Raw genomic sequence first — 17,093 nt, forward strand, 5'->3', positions numbered from 1 at the left:
ACTTGTTCGTAAGTCATCAGTTTTTCCTCTCGATCACCTGACTATTGCCCTTATTGGGGACTTTTGCAAGAGGTCTACTGTACCAGAAAATTGGTTTTACGCTCAGCGTGGCAACGATGGGAAGAATGGCAAAACTCTTAAACATGACTTTAAAAAAAACTCTCTTTCCGAGCGCGAAAGGCACTGACCGAGTTCAGGGCCTGCGATATGAGTTCTGGCAAAAAGTCCGAGAAGTTTGTTTTAAAGACTTAATATTCATTGATGAATCAGGAGTTAACTTGGCAATGGTTAGGTTATATGCTAGGTCTTTAAAAGGTTCAAGGACTCGGGGACAAAAACCAAATAAACGGGGGAAAAATGTCTCAATAATTGGATCTATATCAGTCAATGAAGTCCTAACATCAGTCAACTTAATAGGTACAACTGATACAATTACATTTGAGGCTTTTATCATCCGAAAGCTGGTACCAAAACTCTGGAAAGGTGCTTGTGTAGTGATGGACAATTGTACTATTCACACAAGCGAAGAAATAGAAAAGGCCATCAAAAGTCAAGGGGCAAAAATAATATACTTATCACCATATTCGCCAGACTTCTCACCAATTGAACATTTATGGTCAAAACTCAAAAACATTCTCCGTTCTATCAAGACGACTAATTACCGAGAATTAGCAAAAGCACTCTTGGTTTGCCTTCAATCAAGTTACATTATCCGATATGAGGAATTGGTTTACTCACTGCTGTTATTGTACTTCATATTTATGAGAAACGCTATAAGCTTATTTGTAAGTCTTGCAGGTCGATGGGTCCTGGCCGCTCGATCGTCGACGATTATTTGGGCTCATTGACAACACGATAGAATCCTTTCTCTATTGTTTTTTCCTCACCATTTGTGACTGATATGAAGCAGTATTATAGGACGCATTTGACATCTTTAAGGCTGCGGGTCGATCGCCCATTGTAACTCGATCACCCATTGTAACTCGATCACCCATTGTAACTCGATCACCCATTGTAACTCGATCGCCCGCTACGAGCCTCACTTACACAGCTCAGGCGAGCGTCACAAGATCTTCAATGGATTCTCAATAAGCGCTATTGACTGGATAATTGCCCATATCTTGCCCTTAAAGTCAAGTACAATTTATACCAAATTAGATGAGCTTACCCTGGAGTCGATCGCTCTACCTTCGATGCTGGTAAAAATTAAATCATCAGGTTGGAAGTCAGTCGATCGCCGGCTCAGTAATAGCTGTTGCAACCGTGGCGTTAAAGGTACCGTGCGGTCTTTATTCCGCTTGGCTGCTTTCCGATTGCCATTTTTCAGACTTTCCCCAATCCAGATGTGATCGCAATTGTGGGAACAATGCCGGCACACGAGAGCTACTGGTTCGCCGGTGCGAAGGCCGACGCCGAATTTGAATTCCACATAGTCCGCATAATGTTTCAGATTTGAGTCAGAGCGGAATTTTTGGACAATCGCGTTTATTTCTGTAAGCGTGAACGGTTCTGGGCGTTGTTTGGGTGCGACCGAGACTTTGACTTCCTCCCAAGGATTTTCGAGAACCAGCTTCTTTTTCTGTGCCCATTCCCAGCAAGCGTTCATCATCACAATCCGTTCGCGTACTGTCACCGGTTCAAGGGAGCGATCGAATAATAGCCAATCTCTAAATTTCTCAGCAACAGTTTCAGAAACAGAAATTGTGCTTTTGTTTTTGAAAAATGCAGAAACGTGTTTCTCCAAACTTAAATATTTAGCGAAAGTAGCAGGCTCGATTTTCCGACGCTTGTACTCGATAAATTGGTCAAAAAGGTCAGAAACAGAAATGGATTCTTGTTTCTGTGGCTTGTACTTTGTCAGGGAGGGGTCAAAGTTGCCACTAGCCATGTCGAGTTCAATTTGGCTGGCTTTCATCGAGGCAGCTTTACGGTTGACGATCGAATCCGGCAAACCTAGATAGAGCCAGAAGCGTTTTCTTTGCCATGACCAGACAAGCCGTAACCGATCCTTAAAAATCTGGACTTTCACCGAGCCTGAAGCCCTATCCCAGTTTTATCCCAGTTTTATCTCACTTTTTGTCAGAGTATGACATATTCTGTCACTCCTTATTGAGAATGCGTAACCTGCGATTTATCTAGTAAAAATAATGGAATCCTTAGTGTATAAGGATTCCATCTATCGGAGCGGCGGGATTTGAACCCACGACCCCTACTACCCCAAAGTAGTGCGCTACCAAGCTGCGCTACGCCCCGACAGCTTTAATAGCTTAGCATAGAATTCCCGAAAAAGTCAAAAAACTTTTAAAACTTTTGCGGCCTGCACCAAAGTCGGAACCGCAGCCGCCGGCCAAAAACCCTCGCACCTTCTGCCAGCATTCAAGATCAATTGCACGCTGTAAGCTTGGGGATAGCCTTCCACCTGCACCCACAGCAAGTCGCTTTCGGCTTCAATGGCGATTTTTTCCTCGTCCATTAACTCAGAGGCCATTTGACTCATTGTGCCGGCTAATTGTCCCAACAATCGGCAAAAATCGTTTAACTCAGCGTCCGTGAGTTCGATCGCCCAACCGTCGCCAGCCACCAAACCCTTAAACTCCTGGGCCTCCGGGTTCCATCCCAAACGCCACCCAACACCCGTTTTAATTACACGTTCCACCATTAAGGGATTTTAGATTTTAGATTTTGGATTTTAGATTAGTAGGACTTACCCATAAATACGAAATAAAACGGGTTTTTTACCTGTGTTAAAGGCTCAAAAGCAATATTTCCGTAAAAAACCCGGTTTCTGCATTCCTGAGTATTAAGGTGCCAGCAACTTCGCATCTCCCGGCTGCGGCGGCGGTATTTCCGGGAAATTCGATCGCCCTTGTGGTTTTTCCCCCGCCGATGGTGTGCCCCCACCCCCGGAAGTCTCAGTAAAAACATCCACCAAAGCTTGAACCAAAGCATCCCGCTGTGCTCTCTTTAACCTTTGAATAGCAGCACGATCCTGTTCCATTGGATTTGAGCGCAAAACGTCTTTTCCCGGATACACGCTTTCCACCAAATAATCGGGAGTCGCCCCCAGATAGTCAGCTAAAGTCAACTTCCAATCAAAGCGGTAATTGGGTGGCCGTCCTTTGACAAATACGTGATATCGAATCAACCGCCCGATTAAAGTATTGGTAGGATCGACTTTTCCAGTTTCCTTAGAAATGTAGTTATTTTCGATCGGGAAATCGGGCAATTTTTCGTACACAAATTTCCACGCATCTTGCACCCTCACTTGCGGCGGTACAGATTGTTGAGCCACCCGCTGCACTGTGGCCGACTCAGAACTCCGCAGCAGCGAAGGTTCCAAAGCCGACATACTCAGTTCCCCAGATTCCAATACCCAACTCAAAAGCGTGAAAATCGCTACAATCAAAGTAACCAACAGAAAACTTAAGCCCTGCTTTAATCTATTCACGGTTTTGACAAAAATTTGAAAAATAGAATAATTTCATACACTTAGCGGCCAGGAGATGTCCTAGTTTATAATTTTAGGATTTACGCTCATCAACGAGGTTTATTAGAAAAATCAGAGGTTTTTTAACGAAGCAGCTAGGAATAAACCGGGTTTCTTGTCCCGCGCGCCCTAGTCTAGTTTGAAAAAGTTGTGAGTTTTGAGTTGACAAAAATTGCTGGCAATTCACCACTCACAACCCAAAACCCCCGAAGTCTAGATGTCTCCGATAATTTCCGGCTGAGTCAGTTCGTCCGACATTTCAAATATCGCCCGCATTACAGGTTTCATTTGATGGTCGTCCATATTGTCAAAATCTTCATAGCGACGGCGTTTTGCGCGGTTCGCCACCTGCACCGTAATCCGATAGCGGTTGGATGCACCGTTAATCAACTCTTCCGCCCGACGGGTTAGCTGAGTTGAATCGAAAGTTGGACGCTTAACCATGAGACTCCCTACTTTATGTAATGTTACATTCTAGTCTAGTATGTCAAGATTCATAATTTATTAACTGAGTATCATTGCTTATGCAGGCAGCAACAGCCTATTCCTTTGGTCACTTGCAGCGGGTAAATTCTCATCCCCTCAAATTGGTTGCTTTCGGCGACAGTTTAATCTACGGTTTCGGCGACGGTGTAGGCGGTGGCTGGGTGGAAAGATTGCGGCGCCAGTGGATGTTACCGGAGAGTGCAGGACACGTTTTATACAATTTGGGCGTTCGGGGCGATCGCACCTATCAAGTCGCCCAGCGGCTCGAAAACGAGTTTCGCCAGCGTGGCGAGCTCAGAAACCGCGTTCCTGATGCGATTATTCTTTCCGTCGGCCTTAACGATTCGGCGAGAGTGCAGTCGTTTACCGGGCGCAGCTACACTGATTTTGAACATTTTAAAACTGTTTTGGATAATTTGTTAAGCCTGTCCCAACAACTTTGCCCGGTGATATTTGTCGGGATGGTGCCGGTGGATGAAAGTAAAATGCCTTTTCAAGATTGTTTGTATTACAGTCATGCTGACCAATATCGGTATAAAGAAGCAACGAAATTAGCTTGTCACTTGCGGGGAATTCCGTATTTAGATATTTTTGATAAATGGATAAATCGGGGCAGTGAGTGGTGTAGTTCGCGCCTGATTTCAGACGGGCTACATCCCAATGCAGCGGGCTATCAATCTTTATTTGAAGATGTGACAAGTTGGGAACCGCTAGCCGCTATCAGTCATTAGTCAGTAGTCATTAGTTATCAGGGCTAACTTTCGCGGCATTCTGAATGGGCGCTTAGCCTCTAGATTGAGCGAAATTGATTTGACTTGCAACGCTCAAACGGAACACGAGCCAGCGAAAACTCAAGAGATACTAAAAAGTAACAATCGGTACTTAAAATGGCAAAATTATCCAAAAATTCCCCAGTTAGTCTAGATGCACTTATTCCCCGAGAAGCATTTGAAATTAAAGATCAGCCCGAACGCAATATGGGAAGAAGTATCCTCACTATAGGTATTCGCGATCTAGAACATAGTTCTTTTTTCTATCCGTTTTTGCGAAAACCGGATTTTCAAAGAGAAACTAATGAATGGGATGCAACAAAAATATGCGAGTTTATTGAAAGTTTTTTAGATGGAGATTTAATTCCCGCAGTTATTCTTTGGCGAGGTAGTAGCCACTATTTTGTTGTTGATGGTTCTCATCGACTGAGTTCGTTACTTGCTTGGATTAATGATGATTATGGGGATGGTAAAATTTCTAAACAATTTTATGACGGCAACATCACTGACGAACAGAAAGAGGCAGCCAAAGAAACTCGCAAACTAATTAAAGACAAAATAGGAGCTTACAAAGATTATCAATCATTGACTTCGCAACCTGGTCAAGTTAATCCTAAAATGCTGGAAAGAGCTAGGAACTTAGGGGCCTCAGCGATTTCACTTCAATGGGTTGAAGGTGATGCTATGAAAGCGGAGGAATCTTTTTTCAAAATCAACCAGAAAGCAGCCCCCATTAGCGAGACTGAGATGAGGTTGCTACTAGCACGTAAAACACCTAATGGTGTGGCGGCGCGTGCGATCGTGAGAAGTGGTAATGGTCATAAATATTGGTCGGAGTTCACAAAAGAAAAACAGGATGAGATTGAAAAAGTAGCGCAAGAAATACACCAACTTATATTTCAGCCCAAACTTTCAAATCCCATTAAAACCTTAGATGTACCCATTGTGGGGAATCTTTCATCTTCGGATAAGCTGGAATTGATTTTAGAATTTATAAATATTGTCAATAACATATCAACCGATAATGAGTTGGGAGAAGATTCAACAGGCGATCAAACTATTGAGCTACTGAAGCAGTGCAAAAAAGTCGCTCAAAGAATCAATAGCAGCGATCCTTCCTCTCTCGGTTTACATCCACTGGTATACTTTTATACTCAACAAGGAAAGCCAAAAATTGGTTCCTTTTATGGGGTGGTCAGTTTAATTTTACATTTACAACAGACTAAATCCTGGTCTAAATTGATAAAGGTAAGAAAAGACTTTGAATGGGTAATTTGGAATTATGATATGGTTCCACAACTTGTTGCCAAGAAGAGTGACGCATTACAAGCTAGAGAGCTAGTGAGAGACTTCTACTTAGAAGTCATTAATAAGTTGTCAGGAGGTATAGATAAAAAGAATGTTATCACAGAAATAAGATCCGGCGATAAAAGATTTGCGACTCTGAAAATTCCAAAGAAAACAGACACTGGGGAAATTCAGAGTAAAGAATTTTCTAGAGAAACCAAAGCATCGGCCTTTATCAGAGAGGCTCTACCAGGCTGGCCAGTTTGTAAAATTTGTGGAGGGTATCTGCCTTGCAGATTTAATAGTATCGATCATATTACAAGAAAAGCTGATGGGGGTTTAGGAACTTTAAAAAACGCACAATTAACTCACCCATACTGCAATACTACCTATAAAAATTGAAAAAAAATTGTATTGGAGTTAATCTTGACACACCACCCAAGAAGGGTGCGTCATCATCTGATTTTCTGTGCCCGCTCATCTCAAACCTGACGCACCCTAACACTGATTGTATTCTTCACCATAAAGTGAAACTTTATAAAATGCTCAGTAACCAGGTGGGTGTTGCAAACTACCAACCACTTTGTCGATCGCTTCTGCGATCGCCAACAACTCCATTTCACGCCACCGCTTACCAACAATTTGCATTCCAATCGGTAAACCATTTTGAGTTTGTCCAATTGGAATTACCACGGCAGGATGTCCGCTAAGATTAGAAGGCATGGTGTAAGCTCCGTTTGCCACTGCATGAGGATAGGATCTGCCATCAATGTCAACGGCACTCCAAGCGGGACGGTGAGTAAACGCAGCGGTTGCTGCAACTGGACAAAGCCATACATCCCACGGTTCTAATGCCTCATCTATATGGGCCGTGAAGCGATCGCGCTGTGTGAGTGCCTCGAAATATCCTTTCAAACTTGGATTCAATATCTCAGGTAGGAACCTGCTGAAATCTCCCAATTTTCGGAGTTCCTTGTCGCCTTGGGTTGCGGTGCGGAAAATTAACTCTAAACTACGACGTAGGTTATATCTATCCTGCGGTTGAGCGTAGATAGTGAGGTACATTGAGATCCGTCCGTAGAGATTCAATATTTTGGAAAGGTCAAAGTCTTTGGGAAGCCAGCGTTCGATTTGGACACCTGCGTCAGAGAGTGTCTGCACGATCGACTCCATAGCTGCTCGAATTTCAGAAGCAACGGGAACTTCGGCCCATTCAGCAGTCCAAGCGATTTTGAGATGCTGCAAAGGCTTGCCAGAGGGTCGATCGAGCGGAACCGGCGGGACATCGGGGCGCCGCAGATCCGCGCCTGCAATTAACGATAAACAAAGCCGGATGTCTTCGATTGATCGAGCAAAACACCCAACGGTCATCATTTGCCGAATAGACAGTGGCATTCCCGGCACTTCAGGAATCTGCCCTGCTGTAGAAATACGGCGATCTGTCGGCTTTAAACCATATATGCCGCAGAAATGAGCAGGCTGACGCACCGAACCCCCGAAATCGTTCCCCAAATCCAACGGTGAAAGTCCGGCTGCGACAGCCGCGGCACTCCCTCCAGAACTGCCCCCAGGTGTGTAGTCAAGATGCCAAGGATTATTCACCCGTGGAAACAGAGAATTTGTGCTTTGATAATCGGCAGCCAGTTCCGCCATGTTGGTTTTTCCCATGATGACAGCGCCTGCTGCCCGCAATCTCGCAACAGCAGTTGCATCCTGTTGAGGCACATAATCTTTGAGGGGAATATAGCCTGCTGTGGTGCGGAGTCCGGCTGTTTCAAAAATGTCTTTAATCGTGATGGGAACCCCATGTAAAGCACCCCAGTTTTCTCCTCTGGCTAGGGCTTCATCGGCAAGTCTTGCTCTAGTACGAGCATTGTCTTCATCCAGGGTACAAAGGGCGTTTAATTGCGAGTTGTGCTTTGCGATTTGAGTAAGGTAAGCGTCGAGAACTTCGACGGCAGAGACTTGGCGATCGCGAATCATTCGCGCTAGCTGATGGGCAGAAGTAAACGTCAGGCTACTCATAAGCAACAAACAGGTATTTCTCGATCGAGTCAATTATAGTCACTTTTCGTTAATACAGTTAACTAATATCAAACGGCTTTGTCCCTAAATCCTGTTAATTGCAGAGACAAGGTAGATAAGGGAGATAAGCAACATAAGGAATTTAAGCATTTTAACATCCCCAAAGAAGCATCAAAATATTTCTTTTAAAAGACCGTATCTTCCCCGCCCAAGAAGTAAAACCATTCAATAATGATTACATAGCTGAGGGAAAGAGAAAGTTTGGCAGGAATCAATCAGCCTATCAAAAGCTTACTTGTCCTCAATAAAAAAAATGTGTAAATTGGAGAATCAAAAAATGTCTGTATTACATCGCATTAAATCCGGTACATCTGTATTATTAACATTGGGAACCGTTGCCGGCACCGCAGCGCCGATGCTAGCTCCCGCGCCTGCTTTTGCTCAGACAGCTTTTTCGGATGTTAATAATAACTACTGGGCCAAAGATTTTATTCAAGATTTGTCAGAAAGAGGAATTATCAAAGGATTTCCCGATGGCAGTTTTCGCCCGGATGCACCGGTAACGCGGGCTGAATTCGCGGCAATGATCCGTTCTGTGAAAAAGGCAAAAACCCGCGCTGCTGTAAGGTTTGCCGATGTTCCGTCTAATTTTTGGGCAAGCGGGGCGATCGCCGAAGCTTACGAAATGGGATGGATGTCTGGCTATCCCGGCAATGTTTTCAGACCGACACAGCAGATTCCTCGCGTTCAAGTTGTAGTCGCTTTAAATAACGGCATGGGCTATGAGCCTACGTGCGATTTTCAAGATGTTCTCAGCTACTATAATGATGCGGGTGAAATTCAAAGTTATGCTGTCAAAAGCGTTGCTGCTGCTACTGAAAAACAGTTAGTTGTCAGCTATCCCAATCCTAAATCTCTCAAACCCAACAAGTCCGCAACGCGAGCTGAAGTAGCTGCTTTTATCTATCAAACATTAGTGAGTACCAATCAAGCAAGAGCCATTAATTCTCCTTACATTGCTAAGATTGATGTTAGCGAGTCTGTTGCTGTGCAAATTCCCAGGGGAGTGACTATCCCCATCGAGTATGCAAAAGGCAAGATTTTGCTCGGCCCCAATGACAAATCTCCGATTACGCTGACTGTTGCTTCGGATATCACGGGAAGTAATGGCCAAGTGCTGATACCCGAAGGCTCGAAAATTAGCGGCGAATTGCGATCGACTGCTTCGGGCGTTCAATTTGTAGCTCAAGAATTAAGTATCATCAACGGCAGCAGAGTCCCTCTCAATGCCACTTCCCAAGTGATTACTAGGAAAGAAATTGTTACCAAGGGCGTTAATGTTGGTAATCTAGTTAAGAATACGGCGTTGGGTGCAGCAGCAGCGGCGGCGATCGCAGGTGTTACGGGCGATCGGGCGATCGCGACTGAAGAGGTGCTCGGCGGTGCGGGAATCGGGACTTTGGTCGGGGTGTTTTTGGGTAGAGATAAAGTCGATTTGTATGCTGTTAATCCAGACACCGATTTAGATTTGCTTTTGAATTCCGATTTGGTAGTTGGTACTGCCAGCACAGGTATTTGTAGCGCTCGATAGAGCCGATAGTTGGAAATTTTCTCAAACCCCTCGCCTTGCAGGAGAGGGGCTTTAATGTGTGTATTTTACCTTGCTACAGGTGCATCTAATCAAATAATTAGCCAGGGATTTTCTTTAAGTGTCAATTCCTACGGACATCCCAAACTTTCTCGGGTAGAAACTCCCGTCACGGGATTGACACCATCTGCTTTCTCGCACAGGATATTCACTTGATAAGCGTCGATAATCGCGTCAGTAAAATCAGCGCCGGAAATTGCAGCATCATAAAACCGAGTTCGAGTCATAATTGCCTCGGTAAAATTAGCATTCGTCAAATTAGCGCCGTCGAATGTAACTCTATCTACCAAAGCACCGGAGAGGTTGGCATCTGACAAGTTGGCATTCAGCAAAACTCCCTTAGTCAAAATCGCATTAGTTAAATCAGCACCTTGAAAATTTGTTCCCCGCATTTGGGCCGCGACAAATGTTCCCCCCGCTAAATCGGAGTTGGAAAAATCGCGATCGGACAAATTAATATTTGTGTAATTAATACTTGTTTTCGGCAGGGCAAATGCCGGAGTAGCACTCAGCAGCACCCACCCAAAAGCCAACACTAAACTTAAAACCAGGCTCAAAAAAATTCGGAAGACACTTTTCACAGATATTGCACTCATCGTAATTGACTTAGGACTAATTAAAATCGTTTTACCCAATCTTCGCCGACGCGAAGTGTCAAGTCAGAATTGATTTCACCCGTAGAAGATGCTTCAATTTTACCGCCGCCTAACTCTTTTTGCAGTAGATTTGCTGCCTCTAAATCGCCTTGCTGAACAATAATTTGACTTTGACGCTCCTTCTGGGGCGCATCCTGCACTACAGATACATTAAAAAAGCCCTTTTTTGTGAGAAATTCAGCAACGGTTTTCGCGGTTGTCGGTTTGCTAGAAGCGTTTTGGACAGCTATCTTGAGGTTTTTGGGCAAAACGGACTCGGTGGGGTTGCGAAATCGTCCTTGTGCAAAATCCGGCACGCTCTGGTTGAAATATTGTGTCATAATGCGATCGACCCCGACCGTATCTAAAATCCAATAACTCCTCAAATCCCCTTGTTTTGAACTAGAACTTCCAGGCAACATTACCATTTTAAAATTCTCTCGCTCCAATTGCAAACCGAAATTTGCCAGGGTCAATATTTCCTCATAATTTAGGTTTGTATCCACATATTTTTGCATCAATCGCACAATTTGTGGCAAGCGTACCAATACTGATGGACTTGTGAGGCGGTTCCGAATAGCTTGAATTAAAGATTGCTGTCGCTGAATGCGGCCGATATCTCCTAAACCATCTTTGCGAAATCGAGCAAATTGTTCTGCTTGTTCTCCGTTGAGAGTTTGCCATCCCTTGGCTAAGTTTATTTTTAACTTTTGGGCGGTATCTGTATAGGACATGGCGCGAGGTACAAATACCTCAATTCCCCCCAACAAATCGACTAATTCCCGAAACGCATTGCTGCTGACTCGCACGTATCGTTCTATTTTCGTATTGTTCAGCATACTGCTAACCAATCGCGTGGCCAAAGCTGCTCCCCCTCTAGCATTGGCTTCGCTAATTTTGCTGAAGCTAATTCCGGGAACTTCGACTTTAGTATCTCGTGGAACTGAAAGCAAACTAATAGCTTTCTCTCTAGGATCGAGGTGAAATAAGAGTATTGTATCGCTGCGCCCCTCAAAAATCTTAGGGCCATTAGCGGCCGCTTCCGGCACGCTGTCAATTCCCAATATCAAGATATTAACTGACCGCGACAATCGGTATCCAGAGCGATTGGAGGATAGATAGTCAAAGCCCGTCGCCTCTAATACTCTATTGATAATTGGGGGTTCCACGGGAGCTAACAGGGCAGTAATTGCCCCCATTGTGGCCGAGATGGCGGCGGTGAAGACTAGGAAAAATAGCCCCACTATATATATGAAGAACTTAGGCTTTTTTCGAGATGTTTGATCGACTCGTTCAACAAAGTCTCTTTTAAAAATTGACAAATTTTTCATTGACTTGCTGTTGATTATTGCAGTTTTTCAGCTTTGCAGTAAAACTTGGGCGGTGCTTCTCGAAAGTATTTGAGCAAAGCCGGACACAGCCAGCCTTCGAGATTGTTCGATTCCCACCGATACCAGTTACCGCCGTATTCTGCTTTCAACCACAGCATTTCTGCTTGAAATCCGGGAAATGGATTGGCTGAAAATAAGAGTCGGAAACCTTGAGCGGCATTGGGAATGTCTGCGACGAGCACGTTAATCATTTCGGGGACGCCCTGAACAAATGGTTCTCGGACAAGTCCGACTCGCTCGTCGTCAAAAACCCAGGTGTACTGTTCGCGATAGGGGTAAATTACCATCATGGCATTGGACATGGTATTCGCCTCTTTTCATTTCCTTTGTTTTGTCTGCAGGAATGCAAGTGTGGATACATTATATTCTGTTGCGCGGAAGTTGTGCGCTATCCGATTTGACCACCCTGTTTTAACTTAGGAAGTTTGGCGGGTTTTTTACAAATTTTATTCGGTTTGGGCGGATGGGGGAACTTGAGGGTCATGGGGTTTTAGAGCTGTTTTTTTAGGAGTTTTTTATTTGAGGTAAATAATAGCAAAATTAAAGAGGAATAAAGTGATTCCTTGCAGGATTTTTACTGTAATTAGGCCTATTTGTATAACCCTTACTACGTTTATAGTAAGGACGAAGAGTCTGTATTCTCCCAAACTATGAGAACCGACCCCCTAACTACAAACCTATAGCTGTTTGTAGCTGGGTGTGATGTTTCTTTTCGGGAAGCTCCAGCTCAACTTCTCGTCAGCTCAACCAGCGCATTAGCTAAATACTGATACTGCGGCAAAGTATTGTATAACTGAGCCGAAATCCTCACCAACTGCTTGCTAGCATCCGGCCAAGGAATCACCGGAACTTCAATTTTAAAAATCTCCCACAGCGCCTCTTGCAAAGGTGGAATTCCTCCCTTTGCAACCACATCAGACTGGGAGTCTGCCAGTGGTACAACAGCCATCGAACCCACCATTTCATCAGGACAAGCTAGCGGCAAATCTAATTTGTCAGCCAATATTTTTCTCCCCGCCAAGGCCAAAGCATGATTCTTTGCCCTCAATGCCGGCCAGCCGCCGCTCAACAAAGAACCCATAAAATCAATAGCTACAGGCACGCACAAATAGGGACTGGGATCGACAGTTCCCATCCAATCAAATTCTAATTGAAAGCGCGATTTATCAGCGCGGGGCGAATTAGCACCGTGACTTATCGTAGTTGGCCGAATGGCATTTTGCTTGTCGCGCCGCACGTACAAAAAGCCCGCACCTTTCGGCGCGCACAGCCATTTGTGGCAATTTCCGGTATAGTAAGCCGCGCCAATTTCATCTAAATTCAGCGCTACCATTCCCGGCGCGTGAGCTCCGTCTACTAATACATCGACGCCACGGTTAGCTAACTCGCCTACTAACTGTTTGATGGGAAATATTAAACCTGTTTGACTTACAACGTGGTCTAATAAAGCTAACTTGGTTTGCGGTGAAACGCACTTAATTATTGCTTCAATAATTTGGTCGGGTGACTCAATGGGAAAGGGGACTTCTGCTACTATTACTTTAGCGCCTGTACGCTCGGCTACAAAATTAAGCGTGTTGCGGCAAGCGTTGTATTCCTGATTTGTAGTTAGTAATTCATCGCCCGGAGCAAAACAGAGCGATCGCAAAACTGCATTTACTCCCGTCGTGGCATTCGGCACAAACGCCAAGTCCTCGTCAGCCGCACCGATAAATGTTGCTAACTGATTTCTTGCATTATCCAACAAGGGTTCAAATTCCCGCAGTAAAAAGCGCAATGGTTCTCTTTCCAGTTGTTCTCGAAAAGCGGTTTGCGCTTCCAGTACGGGAATCGGACAAGCCCCAAAAGAGCCGTGATTGAGGAAAGTTATATTGCGATCGAGCAACCAATATTGATTAATCATTAGTAATTAGTAATTAGTAATTAGTCATTAGTCAGTAATCATTAGTCCGTTAACTGTCAACTGTCAACCGTCAACCATTTTACCTTTTAATTGCTCAAACTCTTCTACTGTATTGCAATTCGATAACATTACTGCTTCTCGTTCCCCTACAGGTAAAGGGATTGCGGTAATTTGATTTAACCAAACTTGAAAGGAACGTCCCCCTTTGTCAATAAAACTTTGCAAACTGGGCAGAGCTTTTTGGCGGTAAAAGCCGCACAAAGGCTCCCAGCGCGAATTTTGATAAGGCACAACTGCTAAAGTTGATGGGGGAAATTCTGTTAACTGACTTGCCCAATTCTGAATAATCTGGGCATCCAACAAAGGCAAATCGCAAGCTAACAGTAAAATCCACTCGGCGGCAATTTCTGTCAATCCCTGAGTCAATGCAACCAAAGGCCCAGAGCCCGGATTGTACTCTACCAGAAATTGGGATGTTTCGCTTAAGGTCGATCGATAGCGATCGGGCCAAGCAGTCAGAACATAAACTTCTGGCCCTACAACTGCTGCAACTTCCAAAGCCCGCTGCAATAGGGATTTGCCCTCAATTTCCAGCAGAGCTTTATCCCTACCCATCCGCGAACTTTGACCGCCTGCAAGCACAATTACAGCAATTTTATGATTAGTCATTAGTCAGTAGTCATTAGTCAGTAGTCAGTAGTCATCGCAAGAATTGCCTGTGTTGAACAGGTTTGCCGGCCTGTTCCACAATAATTATTGGAGATGTCTAGTAGTCAGTAGTCAACTGTCAACTGTCAACTGTCAACTGTCAACTGTCAACTCAAAACACTAACGGCTTGGCTAACTTCCTCAAGTTTTTGAACAACTTGACCGCTGCTCAATAAAGTTTCTGCCTCAATCAAACCAGAGTTCATATCTAAAAAAACTCCGCTGCGCCACAAATAAAATCCGCCGTTCCAAATAGCGGACTGCATCAATTCTGAGGGTTTTCCCAACAACACTTCCTGCATTTGTTTAAATAACTCAGATGCTGATTCAAAGGCAGGATTTGTGTTGCTAAAACCGTAATCTCCGTGGGCCAAAAGCACTCGCTCGAACTCAGTGTCCGGCTTAGCAATGCCGATAATCGCAGTCCGATCGCGCGGCAAATCGCAGCTTCCCTCCAATCCTTTGACTGTGGTATAATTTTTGATTACCCGCAACTCAAAGGCTTTTTGAAACATACCTTCTGTGGGCGGGTGGACGTAGCCGGAGATGACGTTAACGTCGCCTGCACAGGGACACCACATCAACTCCATTGTGGAAAAAGGTGGTCGTTTACCAATTTCGCGGCGGTAGGGCACTAAAGCGGCGGCTTGAGGAAAATGCTTGGGAAGGTAAACAAAACCCAAACCCGTATTGTCAAAAACTTGCTGGACTTTTTCTAAACGGAGTTTTCTCCAGTCTACTCCCAAACCGCGCCAAATTTCAATGAGGGGAATGCCTTCCTTGGTTGGCATGGTATCCCCTCCGTGCATGAGGGTTGGGACGCCAGAGGCGGCTAAAATTAGGGCGGTTATTGGGCTAATTGGAGCCGTGCGCGATCGCCCGTCGTAAGCAACGCCAAACACGGCGACGGTAGAGACGGAAAAACCTTTTTCTCGGTTTGGGGGGGCAAGCATAGGCCCCAATTCTTCATAAGCATCAAGCATTCCGGCTAATTCTTCGCCGGTGGGCCGTTTAATGCGGTGGGAAATCATAAAAGCTCCGATTTGAGCCGGTGTTGCTTCTTGCAGCAGCATCATCCGCGTGGCTGCTGCTGCTTCGGATCGAGTTAAGTTTTCTCCTGTGTGTATTCCACTGCCAATTTTTCGCAGCAATTCTCTAAATGCGTCACTCATAACTTTGGAAGTTGGTAGTTAGTAATTGGTAGTTAGTAATTGGTAAGATTTGAATCGTTTTAAATTTTAAATCCCGAACTCTCAATTCAAAATTATCGAATTAACTCCCAGATTTTTCTAGCTGGATTACATCAAATGGCGGCACACATTCGCGTACCAGGTTCCAGAAATGGGCGATCGGCGGAATTTGCATTCGATCATGTGTTGTCACCAACACGACTTCGCGAGTCCAAGTCGGATCGATCGCCGATTGGCCGATCGCCGAAACCTTGGAATTTGCACTCTCGCTGGCGATCGACCGAATTGCTAAAGTGCGATCGCCCTTCGCGTCCACCAAAGCTGAATGCGGCAGCAAAGCAATCAATTCTCCCTGTCGCACCACACCCCGAAAAGCATCAAGAGTGTTGAGTTCCAAAACAGCATGAAGTTTAGCACCCATGCGTCCAAATTGTTCTTGCACCATCCGCTGCATTCCGTACCCGTCCTTAAACACGACTTGCGGGTAACAAATCAATTCCGGCCAAGGTACTCGCTCGTACTTGGCCAAGGGATGACCCGCCGCCATCAACACCTCGATCGGCTCATTGTAGAGCACCTCAACCAACATTTCCGGGGCTTGAGTAAAATAGCGGTTGTTCATTACCACCGCTATGTCCACCAAACCGTCTTTGAGGACTTTCAGAGCTCGATCGCTCCCCAGAGAAGTCACCCGCAACTGCACGTTAGGGTAGTCGCGGCAAAACTTTTGCAGCACAGGCGGCAAATAAGCAGCGCAAACCGAGTGAATCGCAGCCACGCACAGTTCCGGCTGCTTTCCCGACAACAAGTCTCCCAATTCTTCAGCAGCATTTCGCCAAGTCTGACAGATTTTGCGAGCGTGAGGTAGCAGGCGTTCCCCTCCCACAGTCAGCTTCGCGTGGGCCGTGCGGTGAAACAGCGACAAACCCACGGACGCTTCTAATCCCTGCACTTGGCGGCTAATAGTCGATTGGGTAACGCCGCACTTCCGGGCCGCTTGCTGAAAGCTACCGGTTTCAGCAACTGAAAGAAATGCTTGAAGCTGCTCTAAGCGCATGGAGGTTTAATTGGAGATGGTTTCAGAAATTTTACTGGAAGATAATCTGTGACATTAACCGATTTAGTTGAAGAATTTAGTAGACTTTGATACAGGTACAGAGTAGTTTTGATTCCCGGGTTAGACGCGGGGATGCTTGGCTCTACGAATCAATTTCCTCGGGCAGGATTTCTGATCGCCCAAGTAGAGGTCGATTCTCCTATGTTGAAGGGATTTCTGAATGTGCCAACTTATCAAAAAATAGATTCTATAAAGATGAATTTATCGAATATTGCAAGCTTCTAGCTAAAGCGTTTCAATGAACGGCACTCTAGTAATCCCTTCATCAAGTGCGCTCAATTGCTCTGTTTTTCCGTAAGTTGTGAATTCAAAAGATAGCATTAAATTTCGTACCTCCTTGGCAATTATAGTACCTCTCTCTCCCTAAACCTCTTAATAAATGTACGAATATTTCAGGCAGGTTAAAGCCGGCTGTGAACTTTCCTCCCCGGACTAAAGTCACTCTT

The 17,093-nt window shown here is 45.0% G+C and carries 17 protein-coding genes and 1 tRNA gene; 5 read left to right on the top strand and 13 right to left on the bottom strand.

The annotated features are described in order from the left end of the window. Both QUA40_RS02670 and QUA40_RS28915 read left to right on the top strand, forming a co-directional pair. Positions 1-187, top strand: a 187-nt coding sequence (locus tag QUA40_RS02670) for a hypothetical protein (RefSeq protein ID WP_333121566.1), incomplete at its 5' end; no start/stop codon positions are given. Continuing rightward, a complete protein-coding gene (locus tag QUA40_RS28915; RefSeq protein WP_445301116.1) occupies positions 126-848 on the top strand; it encodes an IS630 family transposase in 723 nt (240 codons plus the stop codon). The genes QUA40_RS02670 and QUA40_RS28915, both read left to right, overlap by 62 nt. Positions 849-1,144: 296 nt before the next feature. Here the strand turns inward: QUA40_RS28915 and QUA40_RS02675 are convergent, their stop codons facing one another. From QUA40_RS02675 to QUA40_RS02695, 5 genes are all read right to left on the bottom strand, one after another. Next, positions 1,145-2,029, bottom strand: coding sequence for a phage integrase SAM-like domain-containing protein (locus QUA40_RS02675; RefSeq protein WP_333121568.1), 885 nt, complete (start codon positions 2,027-2,029; stop codon positions 1,145-1,147). Positions 2,030-2,179: 150 nt separating this feature from the next. Beyond that, positions 2,180-2,253: transfer RNA gene (locus QUA40_RS02680), tRNA-Pro, on the bottom strand. 37 nt (positions 2,254-2,290) lie between these two features. Further along, positions 2,291-2,659 carry a DUF1818 family protein gene (locus QUA40_RS02685; RefSeq protein WP_333121570.1) on the bottom strand — a complete coding sequence of 123 codons (369 nt, stop codon included), beginning with the start codon at positions 2,657-2,659 and terminating at the stop codon, positions 2,291-2,293. 141 nt (positions 2,660-2,800) lie between these two features. Next, the gene (locus tag QUA40_RS02690) at positions 2,801-3,448 is read right to left on the bottom strand and encodes a hypothetical protein (protein WP_333121572.1); all 648 of its coding nucleotides are present in this window, start codon (positions 3,446-3,448) and stop codon (positions 2,801-2,803) included. A 252-nt stretch (positions 3,449-3,700) separates the two neighbouring features. Then, on the bottom strand, positions 3,701-3,931 hold the full coding sequence (locus QUA40_RS02695; protein ID WP_015175138.1) for a DNA-directed RNA polymerase subunit omega: 231 nt from the start codon (positions 3,929-3,931) through the stop codon (positions 3,701-3,703). Between the two features lie 80 nt (positions 3,932-4,011). Between QUA40_RS02695 and QUA40_RS02700 the strand changes: the two genes are divergently transcribed. Together QUA40_RS02700 and QUA40_RS02705 are read left to right on the top strand one after the other, a co-directional pair. Next, entirely contained in the window at positions 4,012-4,704 is a 693-nt protein-coding gene (locus QUA40_RS02700) for a GDSL-type esterase/lipase family protein (protein ID WP_333121574.1), read from the top strand. Between the two features lie 156 nt (positions 4,705-4,860). Further along, positions 4,861-6,432, top strand: coding sequence for a GmrSD restriction endonuclease domain-containing protein (locus QUA40_RS02705; RefSeq protein WP_333121575.1), 1,572 nt, complete (start codon positions 4,861-4,863; stop codon positions 6,430-6,432). A 144-nt stretch (positions 6,433-6,576) separates the two neighbouring features. Here the strand turns inward: QUA40_RS02705 and QUA40_RS02710 are convergent, their stop codons facing one another. Then, the gene (locus QUA40_RS02710; protein WP_333121577.1) at positions 6,577-8,055 is read right to left on the bottom strand and encodes an amidase; all 1,479 of its coding nucleotides are present in this window, start codon (positions 8,053-8,055) and stop codon (positions 6,577-6,579) included. Positions 8,056-8,392: 337 nt separating this feature from the next. On the opposite strand from QUA40_RS02710, the gene QUA40_RS02715 reads away from it, so the two are divergent. Further along, on the top strand, positions 8,393-9,646 hold the full coding sequence (locus QUA40_RS02715; RefSeq protein WP_333121579.1) for an S-layer homology domain-containing protein: 1,254 nt from the start codon (positions 8,393-8,395) through the stop codon (positions 9,644-9,646). A gap of 128 nt (positions 9,647-9,774) precedes the next feature. Here the strand turns inward: QUA40_RS02715 and QUA40_RS02720 are convergent, their stop codons facing one another. From QUA40_RS02720 to QUA40_RS02750, 7 genes are all read right to left on the bottom strand, one after another. Beyond that, positions 9,775-10,299, bottom strand: a complete 525-nt coding sequence (locus tag QUA40_RS02720; protein ID WP_333121581.1) for a pentapeptide repeat-containing protein — start codon at positions 10,297-10,299, stop codon at positions 9,775-9,777. Positions 10,300-10,319: 20 nt separating this feature from the next. Further along, complete coding sequence (locus tag QUA40_RS02725) at positions 10,320-11,669, bottom strand: LCP family protein (protein ID WP_333121583.1); 1,350 nt, start codon at positions 11,667-11,669, stop codon at positions 10,320-10,322. Between the two features lie 14 nt (positions 11,670-11,683). After that, complete coding sequence (locus QUA40_RS02730) at positions 11,684-12,031, bottom strand: DUF6717 family protein (RefSeq protein ID WP_333121584.1); 348 nt, start codon at positions 12,029-12,031, stop codon at positions 11,684-11,686. Between the two features lie 425 nt (positions 12,032-12,456). Further along, positions 12,457-13,632, bottom strand: a complete 1,176-nt coding sequence (locus tag QUA40_RS02735) for an aminotransferase class V-fold PLP-dependent enzyme (protein WP_333121586.1) — start codon at positions 13,630-13,632, stop codon at positions 12,457-12,459. Positions 13,633-13,695: 63 nt separating this feature from the next. Continuing rightward, positions 13,696-14,301: a molybdenum cofactor guanylyltransferase gene (locus QUA40_RS02740; protein ID WP_333121588.1), complete on the bottom strand. Its 606-nt coding sequence runs from the start codon at positions 14,299-14,301 to the stop codon at positions 13,696-13,698. 146 nt (positions 14,302-14,447) lie between these two features. Then, positions 14,448-15,512, bottom strand: coding sequence for an anthranilate phosphoribosyltransferase family protein (locus QUA40_RS02745; protein WP_333121590.1), 1,065 nt, complete (start codon positions 15,510-15,512; stop codon positions 14,448-14,450). 100 nt (positions 15,513-15,612) lie between these two features. Continuing rightward, on the bottom strand, positions 15,613-16,587 hold the full coding sequence (locus QUA40_RS02750; RefSeq protein ID WP_333121591.1) for a LysR family transcriptional regulator: 975 nt from the start codon (positions 16,585-16,587) through the stop codon (positions 15,613-15,615). Positions 16,588-17,093: the final 506 nt, after the last annotated feature.

Source organism: Microcoleus sp. Pol11C3 (genome assembly GCF_036701485.1).
Taxonomy (GTDB): domain Bacteria; phylum Cyanobacteriota; class Cyanobacteriia; order Cyanobacteriales; family Microcoleaceae; genus Microcoleus.